This window comes from Citreimonas sp. (assembly GCF_042096055.1).
Taxonomy (GTDB): domain Bacteria; phylum Pseudomonadota; class Alphaproteobacteria; order Rhodobacterales; family Rhodobacteraceae; genus Citreimonas.
Window position 1 is genome coordinate 1 of sequence record NZ_JBELMH010000020.1, and the last position, 22,267, is coordinate 22,267.

The following is a 22,267-nucleotide window of genomic DNA, read 5'->3' on the forward strand; positions in this document are numbered from 1 at the left end:
ACGTCGACGGCGCCGCCGCGTGGTGCGACGTGCTGCGTTCGGCGCGCGAGGAGACCTGCACCGACATCGCGCGGATGGCGCTGGACGATGCGCTGATCACCATCTCGGAGCGCTGGGGCACAGGCCTGGAAAGCCTGCGCTGGGGCGACGCGCACCAGGCGACGCACGACCACCCGGTGCTGGGCGAGGTGCCGGTGCTCAAGTACTTCGTCAACATTCGTCAAAGCACGTCGGGCGGCGACCACACGCTGATGCGCGGACGCACTTCGGGCGAGGATCCCGAGCCGTTCCACAACGTGCACGGCGCGGGCTATCGCGGCGTCTACGACTTCGACGATCCAAATTCGTCGGTCTTCGTCATCGCGACCGGGCAGTCGGGGCATTTCCTGTCGCGGCACTACGACGATCTGGGCCAGCTGTGGCGGCGCGGCGAATACATTCCGATGTCGCTGGACGAGGGGCTTGCCCGGGCCGCCGCGGCGGGCGTGACGCGCCTGGTCCCCTGAACGCGTAGCCGAAAAAAGCGGAGGGGCTCTGCCTCCGTCCCTGCGGACTCGTCCGGGCTGTTTCCAATCAGAGGAAGACGCGGGGAGTGCGTGCTCTACAGCGCGTCGAACCGCGCGCGGTCGGTGGCGGACCAGTAGAGCGTCAGGCGGTGCCCGTCCTCGGACTGCTCCTCGGTCTCGACGAGGCCTTTCTGGAACAGCCAGGCGCGGCGGCGTCCGTCGTCGAAGGCCAGCGTCACCACGTCCCGGCGCTTGGCGTCGCCGAGCGCGGTGGTCACCGCCTCGAGCAGGCCGTCCAGCCCCTCGCCGGTGATCGCCGAGCCGAGATGCACGGATTCCTCGCGCGCGGCGCGGGCGCGCACGGCCTCGAGATCGGGGCCGTCCAGCCGGTCGATCTTGTTCCACAGCTCGATCTGCGGGGTGGCCTCGGACACGCCCAGATTGTCGAGGATGGCATCGACGTCGCGCGCCTGGGCGTCCGTCTCGGGGTGCGAGATGTCGCGCACGTGCACGATCACGTCGGCCTCGAGCACCTCTTCGAGCGTGGCGCGGAAGGCGGCGACCAGTTCGGTAGGCAGGTCCGAGATGAAGCCCACGGTATCCGACAGGATGATGTCGGTGCCGGTCGGCAGGCGCACCTGCCGCATGGTCGGGTCGAGCGTGGCAAAGAGCATGTCCTCGGCCATGACGTCGGCGCCGGTCAGGCGGTTGAACAGCGTCGACTTGCCCGCGTTGGTGTAACCCACCAATGCGACGATCGGGAACGGCACCTTGGCGCGCGCGGCGCGGTGCAGCGCGCGCGTCTTCACCACCTTGTCGAGCTGCCGGCGCAAACGGACGAGCTGTTCGTCGATGGCGCGGCGGTCGGCCTCGATCTGCGTCTCGCCGGGGCCGCCGACGAAGCCGAGCCCGCCACGCTGGCGTTCCAGGTGCGTCCAGGCGCGCACGAGGCGGGTGCGCTGGTAGTTCAGATGCGCCATCTCGACCTGCAGCACGCCCTCGCGCGTGGCGGCGCGGTCGCTGAAGATTTCCAGGATCAGGCCGGTGCGGTCGAGCAGCTTGCAGTTCCAGGCCTTCTCGAGGTTTCGCTGCTGGACCGGAGTCACGGGACCGTCGACCAGAACCAACTCGACCTCGGCGTCCTTCATGCGGTTGCCGAGTTCCTCGATCTTGCCGGTGCCGAACAGCGCGCGCGGCTGCGGCTTGGGCAGCGGCACGACCTCGTGGCCGACGACTTCGAGGCCGGGCAGCGCATGCGCGAGCGACACGGCCTCGGCCAGCGCGAGCCGCGCATCGCGGCGGTCGCGGTCTGACTTGATGTCGGGATGGAGCACCCAGGCGCGGGTGATCGGGTCGGCGTGTTCCTTCAAGATGCGTCGTCGCCGTCGTAGAGATTGATCGGCTGGCTGGGCATGATGGTCGAGATCGCGTGCTTGTAGACCAGTTGCGACTGCCCGTCGCGACGCAGCAGCACGCAGAAATTGTCGAACCAGGTGATGACGCCCTGGAGTTTCACGCCGTTGATCAGGAAGACCGTCACCGGAACCTTCGTCTTGCGCACGTGATTGAGGAATGCGTCCTGGAGGTTCTGTCTGTCCGAAGCCATTGACTTGCCTTTGTTCTTGTCATGCGCTCCTTGCGAAGCGCCCCCTCGTCCGGGCCAGTATGTAGCGCAAACCGCCGAGATTCCAGCGCAAAAAGCCGGCGGCCCCTGTCCCGCCGGCCCCATGCCGGACGGGCGGGCATCAGTCGCGCCAGATCTCCGGGCTCAGCATCACGATGATCGCCAGAAGCTCGAGCCGGCCCAGCACCATGCCCGCGCAGAGCAGCAGCTTGACCGACGGCGCGAGGGCCAGCAGGTCGATCGCCTGGGTCACCCCGGCGGTCGCCAGCGGACCGGTGTTCGTCAGCACGGCGACCGTCAGCACCAGCGCCGGTTCGAACGCAAGCCCCGCCAGCGCGAGCGTCACCGACAGCGCCGCGAGCATGATCGCGAAGAGCATGAAGAAGACCCAGGCGATGAAGGCGCCCTCGCGCCGGACGCGGCGGCTGACCAACCCGGTGCGCCCGATCGAGCTGGGATGCACCAGGCGCTCGATCTCGCGCGCGCCGTTGAGGTAGAGCGCGTAAACCCGCAGCAGCTTGACCCCGCCTGCGGTGGTCGCGACGCCGCCGCCCAGCAGCGCCAGGCCCACCAGGATGATCCCCGGCGTCGACAGGCCCGACCAGTCCTGCGAGGCGCCCCAGTCGGCGCTGACGTAGCCGGCGGTGACCAGGAACGACAGCGTGGTGAACAGCGCGCCCCAAAGGGCCTGCAGGCCGGCGATCACGTTCTCTTCGTCGCCGATGTCGAAGGCGGCGATCCAGTGGCGCAGGAAAAGCGCCAGCGGCACCGAGACGACGATGACCATGCCCAGCCGGAACTCGGGGTCGCGGCGAAGGCCGGGGCCGCGCGTCTGTGCGGTGTCGCCCGAGAAGGTCAGCCGCGACAGCCCGAAGAACAGGAAGCAGAACAGGATCATCTCGCCTGCCAGTCCGGACGTGCTGGCCTCGGGCAGCGCCAGCGGCGTGATCCCCGAGGTCGCCATGACGCCCATCGCGTGGATGACCGCGACCAGCGGTGGATCGCCGGCAACCAGCAGCATGACGCACAGCGCCAGCGTCAGGCCCGTGTAGACCGGGGTCAGCACCCGGATGCTGCGCAACAGGCGGTCGACCGGCCGGCTGAGCCCGTCGGCGGCCGACCCTTCCGCCAGCGACTGGCCGGGCTCGCCGCTGGCGGTGACCTCGAACCCGCCCAGCGTCAACGGCGCGAGGATGGCGGCGGCGGCGATCCACATGATCAGCCCGCCGATCCAGCCGACCTGCGCGCGCCAGAGATGCTCGGCCTCGGACAGGCGCGCGGCGTCGTAGAGCGTGGCGCCGGTGGTGGTCAGGCACGACACCATCTCGAAGTACGCGGACAGGAAGGCGGTGTTGCGCACCGCCTCGTAGAACGGTACGGCCAGCAGCAGCGGCAGCGCGATGAACGCCGCCAGAAGCGCCAGAAGCTGGTGCAACGGGTCGTTCTGGTGCGGTCGGTTCGCCAGCGCCAGCGCAACGAAAGCTGTCAGGATCAGGCCCAGCACGCCCGAGTAGAAGAACGCGCGCGCGTCGTGGTAGTCCTCCTGCCACAGGGCGAGGGCCGCCGGCGCGATCATCGAGGCCGAGAAGATCCCCATGAGCAGCAGGAACAGCGGCAGGCGGCTGAGACGCTCCATGGTCTAGAAGAAGTCGATGGAGACCTGCAGCAGGCGCTCCACCTCGGGTACGTCGCCCGCCAGCGCGAAGATGACGATCTGGTCGCCCTCGTCGATGCGCATGCTGCCGGTCGGGCGCACCACGCGGTCGCCCTTGCGCACGGCGCCGATCAGGACGCCCTCGGGGAAATCCACGTCGCGGATGCGGTTGCCGGCGATGGGCGAGGTCGACAGGACCTCGGCCTCGATCACCTCGGCCTCGGCGTCGCCGATGGAATAGACGCTGCGCACGCGGCCGTGGCGGATGTGGCGCAGGATGCTGCTGACGGTGGTGGCACGCGGGTTGATGTAGGCGTCGATGCCCAGCGGCTCCATCAGCGGGACCAGCGTCGGGTCGTTGACCAGCGCGATCGCCATCGGGCAGCCCGCGGCCTTGGCGCGCACGGCGGTCAGCAGGTTGGTCTTGTCGTCGTCGGTGACGCACAGCACCGCGTCGGCACGTTCGATGCCGGCCTCGGACAGCAGGCTGATGTCCAGCCCGTCGCCGTGGAGCACGATCGTGCGCTCCAGCGCCTCGGCCGCGTGTTCGGCGGCCTTGCGGTTGCGTTCGATCATCTTGACACGGATGCGTTGCGCGGCGCCCTCGAGCGCGTGTGCTACGGCGAGGCCCACGTTGCCGCCGCCGACGAGGACAACGCGCTCCTGCTTGCGCAGCGACTTGCCGAAGATCTCCAGCGTGCGGCGCACGTCGTCGCGGTGGGCGACGACGTAGGCGCTGTCACCGACGAACATCTGGTCGCCGGCCTCGGGCGCGAACAGCGTGCCCTCTCGCCGCACGGCCACCACGGTCGAGCGCAGGGTCGAGAACAGGTCGGTCAGCTGCCGCAGCGGCGTGTTGACCACCGGGCATTCCTGCTCGATCGCGATGCCCAGAAGCTGCGCGTCGCCGTTCAGGAAGACCTCGGTGTCGAAGGCGGCTGGCGCCGACAGGCGGCGCAACGCGGCCTGCGCGACCTCCTGCTCGGGGCTGATGACCACGTCGATCGGCATGTGGTCGCGGCGGTAGAGGTCGGAATAGATCGCCGTGAGGTAGCTTTGCGCGCGCAGGCGCGCGATCTTGCGCGGCACCGAGAAGACCGAGTGGGCCACCTGGCAGGTGACCATGTTGACCTCGTCGGAATGGGTCGCGGCGATGATCATGTCGGCGTCGCGCGCCCCGGCCCGGTCCAGCACGTCGGGATAGGACGCGAAGCCGGTGATCCCCTGCACGTCGAGCGCGTCGGTCGCGCGGCGGATCAGGTCGGGGTTGCTGTCGACCACGGTGACGTCGTTGCGTTCGCCCGACAGGTGACGTGCGATCTGCCAGCCGACCTGGCCCGCACCGCAAATGATGACCTTCATGGCGCCTTCCCGAAAGGCCGGCTTGCGAACCAGCTATCTGGCGTCAGGGCATGGCACGGCGGCGGCGGGCGGTCAACGTCCGCCGCCCGCGCCGCGCGCCGGTGCCGTCACGGCAGCCGGCGGTGCGCCGGCTCAGGAGACCCGGCGCACCGCCGCGTCCTCGGGATCGTCGTCGTGCAGCAGGCGCGCGCCGGTCTTCTGTCCGGTCACCACGCCCAGTGACTTGAGCTTGCGGTGCAGGGCCGACCTTTCCATGCCGACGAAGTTCGCAGTGCGCGAGATGTTGCCCCCGAAGCGGTTGATCTGCGTCAGCAGGTACTCGCGCTCGAACGCCTCGCGCGCCTCGCGCAGGGGCATGGTGGCCAGCGTGCCCGACAGCACCACGCGATCCTCGCCGTCGCCGCTCGACGGGCCGGTGTCCTGCGGCAGTTCGCGCGCCTCGATCGGGCCGGTGCCGTCGCCGAGGATCAGCACGCGCTCGACCAGGTTCTTGAGCTGGCGCACGTTGCCGGGCCAGGTGATGGTCTGCAGCAGCGCCACCGCGTCGTCGGTGATCTCGCGCAGGGGCAGGCCTTGGCTACGGTTGCATTCGGCGATGAAGTGCCGCGCCAGGACGGGGATGTCCTCGCGCCGGTCGGCGAGTGAGGGCACCGCGATCGGCACGACGTTCAGCCGGTGATACAATTCCTCGCGGAATTGCCCGCCGGCGATCGCGTCCTTGAGGTTGCGCCCGGTGGACGAAATCACGCGCAGGTCCACGCGCACCTTGTCGGCGCCACCCTGGCGGGTGAAGGATTGGTCGACCAGCACGCGCAGGATCTTGGACTGGGTGCCCAGCGGCATGTCCGCGACCTCGTCGAAGTAGATCACGCCGCCATGCGCCTGTTCCAGCAGACCGGGCTCGACCCCGCGGGCGCTGGTCTCGCGGCCGAACAGCATCGCCTCGACCATGTCGGGCTCGACGCCGGCGCAGTTGACGGTGACGAAGGGCGCGTCGGCCCGGGCCGAGCGGGCGTGGATGTAGCGCGCGGCGACCTCCTTGCCCGAGCCGGCCGGGCCGGTCAGCATCACCCGCCCGTTCGACTTGGTCACCTTGTCGAGTTGCCCCAGCAGCCCACGGAACGCGGCGCTTTCGCCGATCATCTGCGCGGCCTTCACCTCGCCGCGCTTCAGCGTCGCGTTCTCGCGGCGCAGGCGCGAGGTTTCCATCGCGCGGCGGATCACCACCAGCAGCTGGTCGATGTTGAACGGCTTCTCGATGAAGTCGTAGGCGCCCTGCTTGATCGCGGCGACGGCGATCTCGATATTGCCGTGGCCCGAGATGATGACGACGGGAATGTCGGGATTGTCGCGCTTGACGCATTTGAGGATGTCGATCCCGTCCATCTTGCTGTCCTTCAGCCAGATATCCAGGACCAGCAGCGCCGGGGGTTCCGCGTTGATCGCCGCCATCGCCTCCTGGCTGTTGCCCGCCAGCCGCGTGCCGTAGCCCTCGTCCTCAAGGATGTCTCCGATCAGCTCGCGGATGTCGCGCTCGTCGTCGACGATGAGAATGTCGCTCATTGGGTCGCCTCTTGTTCCGTTCTCGGGTCCTGTCCGGCATTCGCCGGGCCTGTTTCTGCTGCCTCGGGTACCGCATGCCCGACCGGCAGCCGCACCACCGCCATCGCGCCGCCCGGCGCGCTGGCCTCTGCGCCGGCGTCTTCGGCCGGCGCATCCTCGAGCGCCAGCGTTCCGCCGTGCTCCTCGATGATCTTCTTGACGATGGGCAGGCCGAGGCCGGTGCCCTTCTCGCGCGTGGTCACGTACGGCTCGAACAGGCGCGAGCGGTCCTCGGGCAGGCCGATGCCGTTGTCGATGATGCGGATCTCGGCCATGCCGCCGTCGATCGTAGCGCTGATGCGGATGAGCGGCGTGTATCCTTCGGGCGCGCCGGCCTCGATCAGGCTTTCGGTCGCCTCGCCCGCGTTCTTCACCAGGTTTGTCAGCGCCTGGCCGATCATCGCGGCGTCGAGTTGCGCGGGCACGGCCACTTCGGGCAGGTCGAGATCGAAGGTCACGCCGGGCTGGCCGGCCTCCTGCAGCAGGATCGCGCCGCGCAGGATCTCGGTCAGGTCCTCGGACTTCCGGTCGGGTTCGGGCATGCGCGCGAATTTCGAGAACTCGTCGACGATGCGCCGCAGGTCGTCGGTCTGGCGCACGATGCGGTCGGTGAGGCCCGCGACCTTCTCGGCCTGCGGCTCATCCAGCTGACCGGCGAAGCTGCGCTTGATGCGTTCGGCCGACAGGCGGATCGGCGTCAGCGGGTTCTTGATCTCGTGCGCAATGCGGCGCGCCACATCGCCCCAGGCGGCCAGACGCTGCGCGCTTACCAGATCGGTCACGTCGTCGAAGGCCACCACGTAGCCTTCCAACCCGCCATCGCCGCGGCGGCGCGTGGCCATGCGCACCAGCAGGTGTTCCAGCCGCCCGTCGCGGGCGACCTTGATCTCTTCCTGCAGACGTTCGCGTTCTTCGTCGCGCAACCGGTCGAACAGCGGGCCGAACTCGGGCACCGCGACCCAGATCGGGTCGCTGCGATGGGTCTCGTGCCAGCCCAGCAAGCGCTCGGCCGAGCGGTTGACGAAGGTCACCTTGCCACTGGCGCCCAGCCCCACCACGCCCGACGTGACCGAGGTCAGCACGCTGTCGAACAGCCGCTGGCGGCGTTCGATCTGGCGGGTGTTTTCCAGCAGGCGGTCGCGTTGCCCCTTCAGCTGGCGGGTCATCTGGTTGAAATACCGGCCGAGCATGGCGATCTCGTCGTCGCCCTCTTCCTCGAGGACCTGCACGTTCAGGTCGCCCGACCCCACGCGCTGCGCCGCGCCCGCAAGCCGGCCGACCGGGCGCGACAGGCGTTCGGCGAACCACAGCCCGGCCCAGATGGCGGCCAGGATCAACAGCAGCGCGAAGCCCAAGTACAGCAGCGCGAAGTCGAACAGCTGGCGGCCGCGCTCGGTCTCCTGCTGCTGGTAGAAGCGCGCGGTTTCCTCGGTCTCGTCGAGCAGCGCCAGAAGCCGGCCGTCTACCTCGCGCGAGACGTAGAGGTAGCGGTCGACGAAGGCGCGCATCGGGACCAGCGCGCGGAATTCGTTGTTGCTCCAGTCCGGAATGACGGCGACGCCCTGGTCTTCGGCGCGCAGGAAATCCGCGCGCGAGGGGCGTTCGTAGTCGAACAGGTACGACCGTTCGCCGCGGGCGCGGATCTCACCGGTCGAGTCGATGACGTAGGCTTCGCGCAGGCCGCGCTGGATCTGGCCCTGCCCCTGCGCCAAGACCTGCCGCAGCTCGCCCTCGTCCAGCACGAAGGTCGCGCGGCGCGACGCGTCGAGGAACCGCGCCAACGCCCTTGCGTCCTGCACCAGCCCCTCGCGCGTTTCCTCGTCATAGGCCTCGGCCGCGGCGAGCGACGCACCGACCACGTTCTGCACGCGGCTGGAAAACCAGGTCTCGAGCCCGATGTTGATGGTCAGGACGGCGAAGACGGCGACGGTGATCGTCGGCAGCAGCGCCATCATCGCGAAGGCGCCGGTCAGGCGCAGGTGCAGGCGCGAGCCTGCCGATTGCGCCCGGCGCGCGGCGATCATCCGGGCCACCCGCGACAGCACCAGCGCGGCCAGCAGCAGCACGTAGACGAGGTCGGCCAGCAGCACCAGCCGCAGGCTGAGCGCGCCCGTCCCGCTGCCCATGGGCCCGAGAACCCAGAACGTGGCCACGGCCAGGACCGGCCCGAGCGCGACGAGAGTCAGCGCGATGACGTTCTGCACCCAGCGCGCGCGGCGCAACCGGTCGAACCGCGCCCATGCGACCTGCCAGGTCGTTCTGCTTGCCCGCGTGGTCAAGACGCCCCCGCCGTGATGCGCCGGGTATCTCCCGGCATCCGCCCGTGCCCGGGTCTGCCACGCCGCGTCGAAAACCGACGCGGCGGCGCCACAGGCCTGTTGCGGTTTTACATCAACTTACGGCGTCGTGTCACGCGGATATCGAGGTCGGTGATCTTTTTGCGAAGCGTATTTCGGTTGATTCCCAACAGGTCGGCGCATTTCGCCTGGTTGCCGCCGGTGGCGTCGAGCGCGATCTCGATCAGCGGCGCCTCGACCTCGCGAACGATGCGCGCGTGCAACCCCGGAGGCGGCAGCATCTGACCGTGCAGGTCGAAATAGCGCCGCAGGTGCCGCGCCACGCTTTCGCCCAGCTTCTCGGCCGAGCCACCGCGCAGGACGGGGCCGGTGTCGGGTTGGTTGCCCAGCACCACCTCGACCTCGGCGCGGGTGATCTCCTCGGACCGGCTGGTCAGGCTGAGCCTGCGGATCGCGTTCTCGAGCTGACGGACGTTGCCGGGCCACGAATAGACGCGAAAAAGCTCGGCCGCGTCCTTGCCCAGCCACCGCTTGGGCGCGCCCTCGCGCTCGGCCCGGGCCAGGAAGTGATCGGCCAGCAGGGCGATGTCCTCGACCCGCTCGCGCAGGCCGGGCACCGTGATCTGCGCGCCCGAAAGGCGGTAGAACAGGTCCTGCCGCACCTTGTCGCCGTTGGTCAGCGCGGCCTCGCTTTCCTGCGATGTCGCCATGAAGCGCGGGCTGTGGTCGCCGGGGCTGTCCATCATGCGCACGATGCGGGCCTGCACCTCGTCGCTGACATCGGCGATCTCGTCGATCAGCAGCGTGCCGCCCTTCACGCGCGCCAGAACGCGTGCGGGGCCTTCGAGGTCGGAGAGGTCCGCGCCGGTCACCGTCACGAAGGGCAGCGTACGCCGGTCCGAGAAGTCGTGGATGGCCTTGGCGATCAGGCTCTTGCCGGTGCCGGACTCGCCAGTGATCAGCACCGGAAGGTCGGTGTTCATCACCCGCGCCACGAGGCGGTAGAGCGCCTGCATCGCCGGCGTCTTGCCTACCAGCGGCAGCTCGTCCGGCTCGTCGGCGCCCACGACCGGTTCGTCCCGGCGCGGTGTGCGGTTGCGGTTCTCCAGCGCCTTGGCGGTGCGCTTCATCAGGTCCGGCAGGTCGAAGGGCTTGGGCAGGTAGTCGTAGGCCTCGGCCTCGGCCGCCTGGATGGCGGTCATGATGGTGTTCTGCGCGCTGATCACGATGACCGGCAGGTCGGGCCGGTCCTGGCTGATCTTCGGCAGCATCTCGAGCCCGTTTCCGTCGGGCATCATCACGTCGCTGATCACCACGTCGCCCTTGCCCTCGCCCACCCAGCGCATCAGCGTGGTCAGCGACGAGGTCGCGTGCACCTTGCACCCCGCGCGGGTCAGCGCCTGGGTCAGGACCGTCCGGATCGTGCGGTCGTCATCGGCGACCAGGACCGTGCCATCCATCAATTCTTCTCCTTCTTGGCGCGCGATTGCGCGGTGTGCTTCGCGGACGCGCCGGGGGCGCGCGGCAGGGAAATCCGGAACACCGTGCGCCCCGGAACGCTGTCGACCGAGATCCAGCCGCCGTGGTCGCTGATGATCTTGCTCACCAGCGCGAGGCCGAGGCCGGTGCCGTTCTCGCGGCCCGAGACGAACGGGTCGAAGATGTCGCCGCGGATATCGTCGGGCAGGCCGGGGCCGTCGTCGATGACCTCGATCTGCAGCGGCAGCGACTGGCCCGACCCGTCGGCGCGGCGCAGACGAAAGCTGTGCTCGTAGAAGCTGTGCAGCCGGATCGTGCCGCCCTTGTTCGGGTCGGCCGCCTGGCTCGCATTCTTCAGCAGGTTCAGCACCACCTGCAGCAGCTGGTCCGGATCGCCCTGTGCCAGCGGCAGCGAGGGGTCGTAATCCTCGATGATCTTCATGTGTGCGCCGAAACCCAGCCCCGCCGAGCGGCGCGCGCGGTCGAGCACGTCGTGCAGGTTCACCGGCTGCAATTCGGGCGGCGACAGGTTGCCGAACTGCTCGACCTGTTCGAGCAGCTTCACGATGCGCCGGGTCTCGGCCACGATCAGGTCGGTCAGTTCCAGGTCGTCCTTGGGCAGGCTCATCGACAGCAGCTGCGCGGCACCGGCGATGCCCGCCAGCGGGTTCTTGATCTCGTGCGCCAGCATCTCGGCCATGCCGATCGCCGATTTCGCGGCCGACTTGACCGAGTTGCTTTGCGTCATCCGCCCGGCCAGCTCGCGGGGACTGATCAGCATGACCATCCAGCCCGGCCGCCCCTGCAGGGGGGCGATCTGCAGGTTGCAGACCACCGGCGCGCGGCTGCCGGTGCCCACGTCAACGTCGTTGACGAACAGTGGCGTGCCCTGCTCGCGCGCGCGGGCCAGGCTTTCCTCGAGCGGCGCGTCGACCGCCAGCCGGTCCCAGATGGGCTGACCGCGCAGCCATTTGGCCGAATTGTTGAGAAACCCCTCGGCGGCGGGGTTGAGATCGCCGATCCGCTCGTTCTCGTCGATCAGAACTGCCGGCACCGGCAGCGAGGACCAGATCATCGAGTCGGCCTCGGTGCTCATGCGGCCAGCCTTTCCGACCGGGCGACCGGCGGGCGGTCGAGCGCGTCGGACAGCAGGGTTCGCACTGCCTCGGGCGCGAGAGCCGTCAGGACCTGCCGGCGCAGCGCCGGCGGCGTGGCGACGCGGTCCATGTACCAGCCCAGGTGTTTGCGCGCGACGCGGGTGCCGAGGTCGACACCGTAGAAGGACAGCATGGCCTCGTGGTGGTCCGCCACGAGGCGCACGAAATCGGGCCCTTCCGGCACGACCGGGGCGGGCGTGCCGTAGATCTTGGCCGAAATCTCCGCCAGGCGCCATGGCGCGCCGTGAGAGCCCCGGCCGACCATCACGCCGGCGGCGCCGGATAGCTTCAGAGCCGTCAGGGCGCTGGCGCCGCCCACGATGTCGCCGTTGGCGATGACGGGTATGGTGACCGCGTCTCGCACCGCGCGGATCGCCTCCCAGTCCGCCCTGCCCTTGTAGAACTGGCAGCGCGTGCGCCCGTGGATCACCACCATGCGGACACCCGCTCCTTCGGCCATTCGCGCAAGATCCGGGGCGTTTCGCGCATCGTCGTCCCAGCCGAGCCTGGTCTTGAGCGTCACCGGCAGATCGACCGCGCCGGCGACGGCCTCGATCAGGCGCAGGGCATGGTCCGGGTCACGCATCAGGGCGCTGCCGGAGTAGCCCCCGGTCACCTTCTTGGCGGGGCAGCCCATGTTGATGTCGATGACCTTCGCGCCCATGTCGGCCACCATGCGCGCCGCCTCGGCCATCGGTCCGGGCTCGCGCCCGGCGATCTGGACCGAGGTGTTGTCGATCGCGGCGCCAAGCTCGGCTTTCTCACGCGTGCCGGGGCGCGCCGTCAGGAACTCGCCCGAGGCGATCATCTCGGACACGACGAGACCCGCGCCGAAGCGGCTGACGAGCGTCCGGAACGGCAGATCGGTGATCCCGGCCAACGGCGCCAGGAAAACCGGCGAAGCGATGTGTCTGTCCCCGAGGTCGAAGCCCACGCGCCCATTCCTTGTGCATATTGCTTTCAGCTAACCCCGCCCCGGCGGGGGTTCAATCTTCCTGACGGTCGAGAAAGCCTGCAAATCCAGCAATGCCCGATTATTGGGCAAAAGCCCGCGGCGGATTGCGCAGCCACGCGGCAGCCAATAACACCGATCCGACAGGGAGCCACCATGGACCAAGCCATCGTCATCGTCGGAGCAGGACGCGGGCAGCGCGCCGGCGGGCCCACGCCGAAGCAGTGGCAGCCGATCGCAGGCAAACCCGTCGCGCGCTGGACGTTGGAGGCGTTCGCGCCCCGCGGACGGCTGGTGATGGTGATTCACCCCGATGACCGCGCGATGGCGCAGACGGTCTGTTCCGGCCTCGACGTGACACTTGTCGACGGTGGCGCCACGCGGACCGACTCGGTCCGCGCCGGACTCGAGGCGCTGGCATCCGACCCGCCGCAGACGGTGCTCATCCACGACGTCGCCCGCCCCTGCACGCCGTCCGAGGTGATCGATGCGGTCGCGCGAGCCTTGAGTGACGCGCCTGCCGCGGCCCCCGCGCTGCCGGTGACCGATGCGCTGTGGACCGGCGTCGACGGCATGGTGACGGGAAGCCGCGACCGCACCGGCCTGTTCCGCGCGCAGACGCCGCAGGGCTTCCGCTTCGACGCGATTCTGGCCGCGCATCGCGCGCATGACGGCGATGCCGCCGACGATGTCGCCGTTGCCCGCGCCGCCGGACTGGCGGTCGTGATCGTGCCGGGGGACGAACGGAACATGAAGATCACCGGGCCGGACGACTTCAATCGCGCCGCCCGGCTGCTGGAGACGCGCATGGATGTAAGACTTGGCAACGGCTACGACGTGCACCGCTTCGGGCCCGGGGCGCATGTGACGCTTTGCGGCGTCGAGGTGCCGCATGACCGCGGGCTGCTGGGCCATTCGGACGCGGATGTCGGCATGCACGCGGTTACAGACGCCCTTTACGGCGCGATGGCCGAAGGCGATATCGGGCGGCATTTCCCGCCGTCCGACCCGCAATGGAAGGGCGCCGACAGCGGGATTTTCCTGCGGCATGCTTGCGACCTAGCACGCGTGCGCGGCTTTATGATCTCGAACGTCGATGTCACGCTGGTCTGCGAACGTCCGAAGATCGGCCCGCACGCAGAGAAGATGATGCAGAAAATGTCCGAAATCATGCAGATTGCGACCGACCGCGTGTCGATCAAGGCGACCACGTCCGAGCAATTGGGCTTTACCGGCCGCGAGGAAGGCATCGCCGCCCTGGCCACCGCGACGCTGGTGCAGCCATGAAGTGGATCGCATCCGTTTTCGGCGTCGGGTTTCTCAAGCCCGGGCCTGGCACGTGGGGCTCGGCCGTGGCCCTGCCGCTGGCCTGGGGCATCCACCAGGTGGGCGGCTTCTGGCTGTTGCTGAACGTCACCATCTTCGTTTTCCTGACCGGCTACATCGCGGTGCAGCGCCTGACGGCCGGGCAGGCTCATTCCGATCCCGGCTGGATCGTCATCGACGAGGTTGCGGGCCAATGGGTGGCGCTGTTCCCGGTGAGCTACGGCGCCACGATGATGAGCATCGACGTGCTGCGGCTGTGGCCGGGATGGATCGCGGCCTTCGTGCTGTTCCGGCTGTTCGACATCCGCAAGCCGTGGCTGGTCGGCCGGGCGGACCGGCACGGTGGCCCGCTGGGCGTGATGCTCGACGACATCGTCGCGGGCGTCTTCGCGGCGGTGGGTGTGGTCGTGCTGGGCACGCTGTACCACGTGGTGCTCATATGACCCGTGCCATGGTCACGCGGATCCTGCAGGCAGCGGGCGCGCGCGGCTGGACGATCACCACGGCGGAAAGTTGCACCGGCGGGATGGTGGCATCCGCACTGACCGACGTGAGCGGCGCATCGGAGGTCTTCCAGCGCGGCTTCGTCACCTATTCGAACGACGCGAAGACCGACATGCTCGGCGTGCGCCCCGAGACGCTGAACACATTCGGGGCCGTCTCGGAACCGGTGGTGCGCGAGATGGCCGAGGGCGCACGCGAAACGGCCCGTGCCGACATCGCGGTCGCGATCAGCGGCATCGCGGGGCCCGGCGGCACGGCGACCAAGCCGGAGGGCCGGGTCTGCTATGGCCTGGCAACGCCCGATGGCACCCGTACGATGGCGATCGATCACGGCGCGCTGGGGCGCGATGCGGTCCGCCGCGCCGCGACGGAAAACGCGCTGGAAATGATCCTGAGCGCCCTGGCCTGACTACGCGCGTTCAGCGGCGGGGACAGAGACGTTCGGCGCACAAGCCGACCGGCCTCAGGCGAGGCGATCCACCGAAGCGGAGTCTTCCGGGATGAGCGTCACGAGGCCGGCGAACCGGTAATTGTTCGCCGCAGCCTCGGGCCTTGCCGGATCGGCCTTCCGTTCCGTCTCGCCCGATGCGCCCTGCTCCGCCTCGTCGCCTTCCGGGTCTTCCGCAACATGCTCGTCGTCAGGCGCGGCCTCGGGCGCGGCGAGCAGGGGAACATCTTTGGACTCGGACATGACGGCACACGGAAAGACGGACTGTTTGAACAGCCCGATCCTCGTTACCGAATGGGGCGCCTTCGCGGCAGCCGTCCAGGCAAGTAAACGCGATTTTAAGAAACTCGCGCGCGCTTCACTGGCCGTATAGCACCTGTGCGCGCCGCTCGAACGCGCGCACGATCCGTTGCATCGCCTCGTAGAAGAACATGCCGGCGGCGCTTTGCAGGATGCGGTTGCGGAATTCGAAATCGACGTAGAACGACACCTCGCAGCCGCCCTCGACGTCGGTGAACTGCCACTTGGATTCCATGTGCCGGAACGGGCCGTCGAGATATTCCGTGTCGATGCGATGCTCGTCCGGCCAAAGCACGACCTTCGAGCCGAAGCGTTCACGGAACACCTTGAAGCTGATGACGAGGTCGGCGTGCAGCACCACGTGATCGCCCCGCTCCTCGCGCGAGTTCACGCGGGCGGCGGCGGTCCAGGGCAGGAACTCCGGATAGCTGCCGACATCGGCGACCAGGTCGTACATCTGCGCCGCCGTGTAGGGCAGCTTGCGGGTTTCCGAGTGCGTCGGCATGTCGGCCCTTTGCGTTCGTGACACCGCTGCGGCATGTCGTATGCTGCGCGCGAAATTGCAAGGGAAACGAACCGGTGCAGCGTCCATATGTCGTAGACGAGATGATCTCGGCCAAGTCCATCGCCGCCCGGATCGAGGCGCTGTGCCGCGAGATCCAGGCCGAATTCCAGGGCACCGAGAAGCTGGTTGTCGTGGGCCTGCTGCGCGGGTCGTTCATCTTCATCGCGGATCTGGTGCGCGAACTGGACCTGCCCGTCGAGGTCGATTTCCTCGAGGCGTCGTCTTACGGCGACGGCATGCAATCCAGCCGGGAGGTGCGCATCCTGAAGGACCTGCGTTCGGGGATCGAGGGGCGCGACGTGCTGGTGGTCGAGGACATCGTCGACACAGGGCACACCCTCCACCACGTCACCGCGCTTCTGCGCAGCCGCAACCCTGCCCGGCTGAAGACGATCGCGCTGCTGGACAAGCCGAGCCGGCGCGAGGTCGATTTCCGTGCGGACTGGACGGGGTTCGAGATCCCGGACGAGTTCGTCGTCGGCTACGGCATCGACTATGCGCAAAGGAACCGAAACCTGCCCCATATCGGCAAGGTCCGCTTCGTCGACGCCGTCACGCCGTCGTGAACCGCACGGGTCGCGAAATTCCGTATCGTGTCCGTGGGATGGCCGGGGAACCCGTCGCTATCGTCCGAAGCAAAGCGCAATAACAAACAGGGAGTTTTTCATGAAGACACTCATCGCAGCCGCCAGCGTGGCCGCCGCACTCGTGGTGCCCGCCACCGCGTCTTTCGCGCAGGACGTGCCCGACGCCGTGAAGGCGCGCCAGGGACAGTTCCGCATCATGGCGATCAATCTCGGCATCCTCGGCGAGATGGCGCGCGGCAATACCGAGTACGACGCCGAAGCCGCGCAGAACGCGGCCGACACTCTTGTGGCGATCTCGGGCGTGCACCAGCCGCCACTTTGGCCCGAGGGCACCGACACGATGTCGATCGACGGCACCCGGGCCGAACCGGGGATCTGGGAGAACCTCGACGACGTGCTGTCCAAGTGGTCCGATTTCGGCGACGCGGCCGCGCAGCTGCAGACCGTCGCAGCCGACGGGCAACAGGCGCTTGGCCCCGCGCTGGGTCAGGTCGGCAACGCCTGCAAGGCCTGCCACGACACGTACCGCGCCCCCGAGTGAGGCGCCTTCTTGCACTCGTTCCGGTCGCGGTCGTCGCGGCCGGCGTCGCATGGTGGGTCACGGCGCCCGCCAGCGTTGACGCGTCACAACTTGCTGGGCTCGAGCAGGACGCGGCGCGCGGCGAAGCGGTGTTTCACGCCGCCGGCTGCGCCTCGTGCCATCATGCCGAAAACGCCGAAGACGATGCGGTTCTGGCCGGAGGACAGGCTTTCGAAAGCGAATTCGGCACCTTCTACGCGCCGAACATCTCGCCCCATCCCGAAGCCGGCATCGGGGCCTGGAGCCTTGCGGAATTCGCCGGCGCCGTCCAGCAGGGCGTGTCGGCGGAAGGCGCGCATCTCTACCCCGCGTTCCCCTACACCGCCTACGCGCAGATGACGGACCAGGACCTGGTCGATCTCTGGGCCTACATGCAGACCCTGCCCTCGGACGAGACCGCCAACCGGCCGCACGACGTCGGCTTTCCGTTCAACATCCGCGCCGGGATCGGCGTATGGAAGGCGCTTTACGCCGATCGCGGCTGGGTGGTTAACGTGCCCCCCGAGCTCGAGCGCGGGCGCTACCTCGTCGAGGCGCTGGGTCATTGCGGCGAATGTCACACGCCCCGCAACGCGCTGGGCGCGCTCGATCGGTCTGCCTGGATGCAAGGCGCCCCGAATCCGTCCGGCCGCGGCACGATCCCGGCGCTCACGCCCGATTCGCTGACATGGTCGGCGGCGGACATCGCCTATTACCTCGAGACCGGGTTCACGCCCGATTACGACAGCGCAGGCGGCCACATGGCCGCCGTGGTCGACAATTTCGCCGAATTGCCCGCCGCGGATCGCGAGGCCGTCGCCGCCTACATCAAGGCGCTGCCCGAACCCTAGGCGCCGAGCCGGGCCTCGCGCGCGGCACGCAGGCGCGCGAAGTCGTCGCCTGCGTGGTAGCTCGACCGCGTCAGCGGAGTCGCCGACACCATCAGAAAGCCCTTGCCCCAAGCCGATTTCTCGTAGCCGGCGAACTCCTCAGGGGTAACGAAGCGGCGCACGGCGTGGTGCTTGGGCGTCGGCTGGAGATACTGGCCGATGGTCAGGAAATCGACGTCGGCCGCGCGCATGTCGTCCATGACCTGCAGCACCTGCTGGCGCTCCTCTCCGAGGCCGACCATGATGCCGGACTTGGTGAAGATCGACGGATCACGCTCTTTTACGCGCTGCAGCAGACGCAGCGAGTGGAAATATCGCGCACCCGGCCGGACCGAGGTGTAGAGGCCGGGCACCGTCTCGAGGTTGTGGTTGAAGACGTCGGGCTTGGCGGCCAGCACGGTGTCGAGGACCGACGGGTCGCATTTCAGGAAATCCGGCGTCAGGATCTCGATCGTCGTTCCCGGCGAGCGATGGCGCACGGCGCGGATGGTCTGGGCGAAATGCTCAGCCCCGCCATCATCGAGATCGTCGCGATCGACCGAGGTGATGACGACGTGGTTCAGCCCCAGCTTCTGGACCGCGTCGGCGACGCGGCCGGGTTCGAACACGTCCAGCGCGTCGGGCCGCCCCGTGGCGACGTTGCAGAAGGTACAGCCGCGGGTGCAGACCTCGCCCATGATCATCATGGTGGCGTGACCCTGGTTCCAGCACTCGCCGGCATTGGGGCAGCCTGCCTCTTCGCAGACGGTGACAAGCTTGTGCTCGCGCATGATGCGCCGGGTCTCGTTGTACCCTTCGCCGCCGGGCGCCTTGACCCGGATCCAGTCCGGCTTCTTCGGCTGGGCGTTGTCCGCCCGATGGGCCTTCTCGGGATGGCGCTGGTTCGGAAGCTTCAGATCTCGCACGTCGCGTTCCCCCTGGAACAATCGATCATTGTCTTGGGGATATGCAATTTTGTGCGGCTTTTCCAGCCTTGGCGGCGTGCAAAGTGATCGCGCCCGACGGGCGGAGCTTTTTCCGCCCATTTAAGATTTCGTCTTGTATTAAGGGTTTGGCGTCTTCCGACGTCGATGGCCAGCCATCCGCGCAACACGGGCATGTGCTGCGCGGATGGCTGAAGGCCCTCGGCTCAACCGATCAAGTCGCCGCCGTGACGGGCCGCTTCGTCGTAGTGCAGACGGAGGCGCTGCAACGCGATCCGCAACACGATCTTTCCCGACCGCGCGGACCAGCCCAACCGCTTTTCGGTCGTCTCCAGCCCCTCGAGGTAGCAGCAGCAGCGCAGCGCCACGTCGCCTAGACCCGGACCGAGATCGCGCAGAGCGGCGGCCAACCGCGCATGTGCAGCGTCCGATCCGGTGCCGGTCTTGGCGCCGGAGCCCGCCTGCGGCGCGCCGGTCACGAAATCGTCCCAGTTCTGCACGCTGCGCTGCCCCATCTGCGCCAGTTCGAAATCCTCGCGCAGACGTTCGCCCGCCGCGACGAGCGCGTCGCTCAGAAAGGCCTCGCCTCCCTTGTCGCGCCGGCGCGACAGCGCGGTCAGCGGGCTTTCCGCCAGCAGATACCGACCCTTGCGGGCCCGCGGGTCGCGGTCGATCTCGTCCAAAGCCGCCTCGGCCTCGGCTCCGGTTTCGAAGCCCGCCTGCGCCTCCGAGAATCCGCGCAGGCGGTTCTCCTGGTCGGCGATCAGCTGGCTCAGCGCGGCGCGCCCCGCCGCCGTCACCCGGTAGCGCGAGATCCGGCCCGGATTCTCACACGCGATCCAGTCTTTCAGCGCCATGGCCTGCGCGACCGCGGCCTCGACGACGGCGGTGCGCGTGTTGCCTCCGTCCCCCGTGTCGCGGACGACCACCGCCTTGTCCATTTCGGCCGCGACGGCCAGCACGGCGCCGCTTTCGCACAGCCGGCGCAGCACCCGACGCGCTTCGCGCGCCAGTGTGGATTCATCGGGCGTTTCGGGAAGATTGCACATGGCCGTCATGGCGTCATGGTCCTTGGCTGGGTCAGTGGCTACCGTCCTGCCGCGCGGCGCGCCGAGGCGTCGCAATGCAGCATCGACAAGCGGATCGTCCCGGCGCGTCTCGATCCGGCGAACCTGGCGCAGAACGGTCGAAGCGTGGCAGCCCGCCTCCCGTGCCAGTTCGCGGATCGGACGTCCGTTTTCCGTGTGCGCGATATAGACGCGCGCCGCTTGCGGTACCCAGCCTGGAAGTCTTCCCGTCGCCCCCTTTGCGTTAACCTCGATCATGTCACGTTTCCCCAGGATTCCGGCCGTTTGTGCACAGACTTATCCACAAACGCCGAGTCGCAACCTAAACGTGTGCCCGTTACTTGGACGTTAATTTCCGGGCGCAAGTACAAGACTTGGCTGACTTTCATAAACATGGATGAAGTTGGCGCACGGTCGTCCGAGCCGGTGCGCAACGCCCGCCCTGCTCGTGCCAATGTCAGCAACAGAATCGCATAGCACGAGGGCGCCACCATGAAAGACATCCTGAGCCTGGTTTCCGATCTACGCAGGCCCCGCCTGCTGATCCGCGCCGCGCGCATCGGTGCGCAGGAATACCAGCGCGACCCGCATCTGCATCGCATCCTCGGCTACGGGAACCTGCCCCGGTCAGGCGAGGCGCTGATGCAGCTGCTTGGGATCGAGGGCGATCTGGACGACAAGCGCCGCGCCGGCGACGCCGGCTATTCGGTCAGCCGCCACGTCGAGGTCCTGAGCGCGATGATGGGCGAAGCCAGGCTGCTTCGCTCGGCACCGCGCCCAAGCCCCTGATCGGTCCGAGGACGCTTTTTCAGCTGAACGCGTCCGGTGCGGCGGCTTTCTTGCGCGCGACGTAATCGTTCAATGCATCGTTGATGGCCGGGTCCAGCGCCGGCTGGCGGTACTGGTCCAGCAACTTGCGCACCCGCGCGTTCGCCAGGGTGAGCGTGTCGCGCATGCCGTCCTCGGCCCAAGCCTCGAAGGGCTTGTAATCCAGCAGATCGGACCGCCAGAAGGCGGTCTTGAAATGCGCTTGGGTGTGCGCGCAGCCGAGGTAGTGGCCACCCGGCCCGACCTCGCGCACGGCATCCAGCGCCATGCTCTCCTCGGTCACCTCGATGCCCTGGGCCAGCTTGTGCAACGCGCCGAGCTGGTCCGCGTCCATCACGAACTTCTCGAAGCTCGAGACCAGCCCGCCCTCCAGCCAGCCGCAGGCGTGCAACATGAAGTTCACGCCCGAAAGCAGCCCCATGTTGAGGCTGTTTGACGTCTCGTACGCGGCCTGCGCGTCCGGCAGCTTCGACCCGGTGAAGGCGCCCGCCGAGCGGTACGGCAGGCCCAGCCGCCGCGCGAGCTGCCCCGCGCCATAGGTGATTTGCGCGGCCTCGGGCGTTCCGAAGGTGGGCGCGCCCGAGTTCATGTCGATCGAAGTCACGAAGGCGCCGAAGATGACCGGGGCGCCGGGGCGCACCAACTGCGAATAGGCGATGCCGGCCATCACCTCGGCCAGCACCTGCGTGAGCGTACCCGCCACCGAAACCGGCGCCATCGCGCCGCCGACGACGAAGGGCGACACGATGCACGCCTGGTTCGCCGCGGCGTAGACCTCGAGCGCGCCCATCATCGTGTCGTCGAAGGTGAGCGGCGAGTTGATGTTGATCAGCGACGTCATCACCGTGTTCTCGGCCACGAAGTCGCGGCCGAACAGGATCTCGCACATCTCGACGCTGTCTCGGGCGCGGCTGGGTTCGGTGACCGACCCCATGAAGGGCTTGTCCGACAGCGTCATGTGCGCCAGCAGCATGTCGAGATGGCGCTTGTTGACCGGGATGTCGGTCGGTTCGCACACGGTGCCGCCGGAATGGTGCAGCCACTTCGACATGTAGCCCAGGCGCACGAAGTTGCGGAAATCCTCGATCGTAGCGTAACGGCGCCCGCCGTTCATGTCGTGCACGAACGGCGGGCCGTAGACCGGGGCCAGCACCAGCGACCGGCCGCCGATCTCGACGTTGCGCTCGGGGTTGCGGGCGACCTGGGTGAACCGGGATGGCGCGGTCGCGATGAGCGCCCGCGCGAGGCCGCGGGGCATGCGCACACGTTCGCCGCTGACGTCCGCCCCGGCATCGCGCCACAGCTGCAGCGCGGCGGGATTGTTGACGAAGTTGACGCCGATCTCCTGCAGGATCGTCTCTGCGCCGTGTTCGATCAGGCTCAGCGCCTCGTCGTCGAGAATGTCGAAGTCGGGGATCCTCCGCTCGATGAAGCGCGCGCTTTCGACCGACACGGCGGTGCGCTCGGCACGTCGCGCGGCGCCGCCGCCGGTTCCACGCGTCCGTCTGCGTGCGGTTGCCGCGTCTGCCATGCCGTCATCCCCAAAGTCACGGACGCCCCTTGCGCCCTTTCGAGTCGTTCTATCCCCGTCAGCACAATGGACGTCGATCTTTTCCGGCACCTGCGTGGCAAAACCG

Annotated in this window: 22 protein-coding genes; 8 read left to right on the forward strand and 14 right to left on the reverse strand. The window is 68.3% G+C overall.

The window, feature by feature from the left end:
- Nucleotides 1–506: penicillin acylase family protein (locus ACFDTC_RS06680; protein WP_375258105.1), on the forward strand; the 506-nt coding region annotated here is incomplete at its 5' end.
- 95 nt (nucleotides 507–601) lie between these two features.
- Here ACFDTC_RS06680 and hflX read toward each other — a convergent pair.
- The 9 genes from hflX to dusB form a co-directional block, all read right to left on the reverse strand.
- Nucleotides 602–1,876 (reverse strand): GTPase HflX, encoded by a 1,275-nt coding sequence (hflX, locus tag ACFDTC_RS06685; protein WP_375258106.1) that lies wholly within the window; start codon nucleotides 1,874–1,876, stop codon nucleotides 602–604.
- Complete coding sequence (hfq, locus tag ACFDTC_RS06690; protein ID WP_089848576.1) at nucleotides 1,873–2,112, reverse strand: RNA chaperone Hfq; 240 nt, start codon at nucleotides 2,110–2,112, stop codon at nucleotides 1,873–1,875. Before hfq ends, hflX begins: the two co-directional genes overlap by 4 nt.
- 139 nt (nucleotides 2,113–2,251) lie before the next feature.
- Nucleotides 2,252–3,766 carry a potassium transporter TrkG gene (locus ACFDTC_RS06695; RefSeq protein WP_375258107.1) on the reverse strand — a complete coding sequence of 505 codons (1,515 nt, stop codon included), beginning with the start codon at nucleotides 3,764–3,766 and terminating at the stop codon, nucleotides 2,252–2,254.
- Nucleotides 3,767–3,769: 3 nt separating this feature from the next.
- Nucleotides 3,770–5,146, reverse strand: coding sequence for a Trk system potassium transporter TrkA (gene trkA, locus ACFDTC_RS06700; protein ID WP_375258108.1), 1,377 nt, complete (start codon nucleotides 5,144–5,146; stop codon nucleotides 3,770–3,772).
- A gap of 132 nt (nucleotides 5,147–5,278) precedes the next feature.
- A complete protein-coding gene (locus tag ACFDTC_RS06705; protein ID WP_375258109.1) occupies nucleotides 5,279–6,709 on the reverse strand; it encodes a sigma-54-dependent transcriptional regulator in 1,431 nt (476 codons plus the stop codon).
- Entirely contained in the window at nucleotides 6,706–9,027 is a 2,322-nt protein-coding gene (locus ACFDTC_RS06710; RefSeq protein WP_375258110.1) for an ATP-binding protein, read from the reverse strand. Before ACFDTC_RS06710 ends, ACFDTC_RS06705 begins: the two co-directional genes overlap by 4 nt.
- 107 nt (nucleotides 9,028–9,134) lie before the next feature.
- On the reverse strand, nucleotides 9,135–10,505 hold the full coding sequence (locus ACFDTC_RS06715) for a response regulator (RefSeq protein ID WP_375258111.1): 1,371 nt from the start codon (nucleotides 10,503–10,505) through the stop codon (nucleotides 9,135–9,137).
- On the reverse strand, nucleotides 10,505–11,620 hold the full coding sequence (locus ACFDTC_RS06720) for a nitrogen regulation protein NR(II) (protein ID WP_375258112.1): 1,116 nt from the start codon (nucleotides 11,618–11,620) through the stop codon (nucleotides 10,505–10,507). Before ACFDTC_RS06720 ends, ACFDTC_RS06715 begins: the two co-directional genes overlap by 1 nt.
- Complete coding sequence (gene dusB / locus ACFDTC_RS06725; RefSeq protein ID WP_375258113.1) at nucleotides 11,617–12,615, reverse strand: tRNA dihydrouridine synthase DusB; 999 nt, start codon at nucleotides 12,613–12,615, stop codon at nucleotides 11,617–11,619. The genes ACFDTC_RS06720 and dusB overlap by 4 nt, the downstream gene beginning before the upstream one ends.
- Nucleotides 12,616–12,789: 174 nt before the next feature.
- On the opposite strand from dusB, the gene ACFDTC_RS06730 reads away from it, so the two are divergent.
- From ACFDTC_RS06730 to ACFDTC_RS06740, 3 genes are read left to right on the forward strand one after another with little or no spacing between them, the layout of a single operon-like run.
- Nucleotides 12,790–13,920: a bifunctional 2-C-methyl-D-erythritol 4-phosphate cytidylyltransferase/2-C-methyl-D-erythritol 2,4-cyclodiphosphate synthase gene (locus tag ACFDTC_RS06730; RefSeq protein ID WP_375258140.1), complete on the forward strand. Its 1,131-nt coding sequence runs from the start codon at nucleotides 12,790–12,792 to the stop codon at nucleotides 13,918–13,920.
- Nucleotides 13,917–14,402 carry a phosphatidylglycerophosphatase A gene (locus ACFDTC_RS06735; RefSeq protein ID WP_375258114.1) on the forward strand — a complete coding sequence of 162 codons (486 nt, stop codon included), beginning with the start codon at nucleotides 13,917–13,919 and terminating at the stop codon, nucleotides 14,400–14,402. Before ACFDTC_RS06730 ends, ACFDTC_RS06735 begins: the two co-directional genes overlap by 4 nt.
- Before the next feature lie 8 nt (nucleotides 14,403–14,410).
- A complete protein-coding gene (locus tag ACFDTC_RS06740) occupies nucleotides 14,411–14,872 on the forward strand; it encodes a CinA family protein (RefSeq protein WP_375258115.1) in 462 nt (153 codons plus the stop codon).
- A 54-nt stretch (nucleotides 14,873–14,926) separates the two neighbouring features.
- On the opposite strand, the gene ACFDTC_RS06745 is transcribed toward ACFDTC_RS06740, so the two are convergent.
- Nucleotides 14,927–15,154, reverse strand: coding sequence for a hypothetical protein (locus tag ACFDTC_RS06745; RefSeq protein WP_375258116.1), 228 nt, complete (start codon nucleotides 15,152–15,154; stop codon nucleotides 14,927–14,929).
- Nucleotides 15,155–15,269: 115 nt separating this feature from the next.
- Nucleotides 15,270–15,716 (reverse strand): type II toxin-antitoxin system RatA family toxin, encoded by a 447-nt coding sequence (locus ACFDTC_RS06750; RefSeq protein WP_375258117.1) that lies wholly within the window; start codon nucleotides 15,714–15,716, stop codon nucleotides 15,270–15,272.
- A gap of 101 nt (nucleotides 15,717–15,817) precedes the next feature.
- Here ACFDTC_RS06750 and hpt point away from each other — a divergent pair, with 101 nt between their 5' ends.
- From hpt to ACFDTC_RS06765, 3 genes are all read left to right on the forward strand, one after another.
- Nucleotides 15,818–16,342: a hypoxanthine phosphoribosyltransferase gene (gene hpt, locus ACFDTC_RS06755; protein WP_375258141.1), complete on the forward strand. Its 525-nt coding sequence runs from the start codon at nucleotides 15,818–15,820 to the stop codon at nucleotides 16,340–16,342.
- 100 nt (nucleotides 16,343–16,442) lie between these two features.
- Nucleotides 16,443–16,904: a c-type cytochrome gene (locus ACFDTC_RS06760; RefSeq protein WP_375258118.1), complete on the forward strand. Its 462-nt coding sequence runs from the start codon at nucleotides 16,443–16,445 to the stop codon at nucleotides 16,902–16,904.
- Nucleotides 16,901–17,773 carry a c-type cytochrome gene (locus ACFDTC_RS06765; RefSeq protein ID WP_375258119.1) on the forward strand — a complete coding sequence of 291 codons (873 nt, stop codon included), beginning with the start codon at nucleotides 16,901–16,903 and terminating at the stop codon, nucleotides 17,771–17,773. Before ACFDTC_RS06760 ends, ACFDTC_RS06765 begins: the two co-directional genes overlap by 4 nt.
- Here ACFDTC_RS06765 and lipA read toward each other — a convergent pair.
- Together lipA and ACFDTC_RS06775 are read right to left on the reverse strand one after the other, a co-directional pair.
- Nucleotides 17,770–18,717 (reverse strand): lipoyl synthase, encoded by a 948-nt coding sequence (lipA, locus tag ACFDTC_RS06770; protein WP_375258120.1) that lies wholly within the window; start codon nucleotides 18,715–18,717, stop codon nucleotides 17,770–17,772. The genes ACFDTC_RS06765 and lipA overlap by 4 nt on opposite strands.
- Before the next feature lie 224 nt (nucleotides 18,718–18,941).
- On the reverse strand, nucleotides 18,942–20,060 hold the full coding sequence (locus tag ACFDTC_RS06775; RefSeq protein WP_375258121.1) for a DUF6456 domain-containing protein: 1,119 nt from the start codon (nucleotides 20,058–20,060) through the stop codon (nucleotides 18,942–18,944).
- A gap of 234 nt (nucleotides 20,061–20,294) precedes the next feature.
- On the opposite strand from ACFDTC_RS06775, the gene ACFDTC_RS06780 reads away from it, so the two are divergent.
- The gene (locus ACFDTC_RS06780) at nucleotides 20,295–20,591 is read left to right on the forward strand and encodes a DUF6477 family protein (protein WP_375258122.1); all 297 of its coding nucleotides are present in this window, start codon (nucleotides 20,295–20,297) and stop codon (nucleotides 20,589–20,591) included.
- A 19-nt stretch (nucleotides 20,592–20,610) separates the two neighbouring features.
- Here ACFDTC_RS06780 and ACFDTC_RS06785 read toward each other — a convergent pair whose 3' ends face one another.
- Entirely contained in the window at nucleotides 20,611–22,161 is a 1,551-nt protein-coding gene (locus ACFDTC_RS06785; protein ID WP_375258123.1) for a trimethylamine methyltransferase family protein, read from the reverse strand.
- Nucleotides 22,162–22,267: the final 106 nt, after the last annotated feature.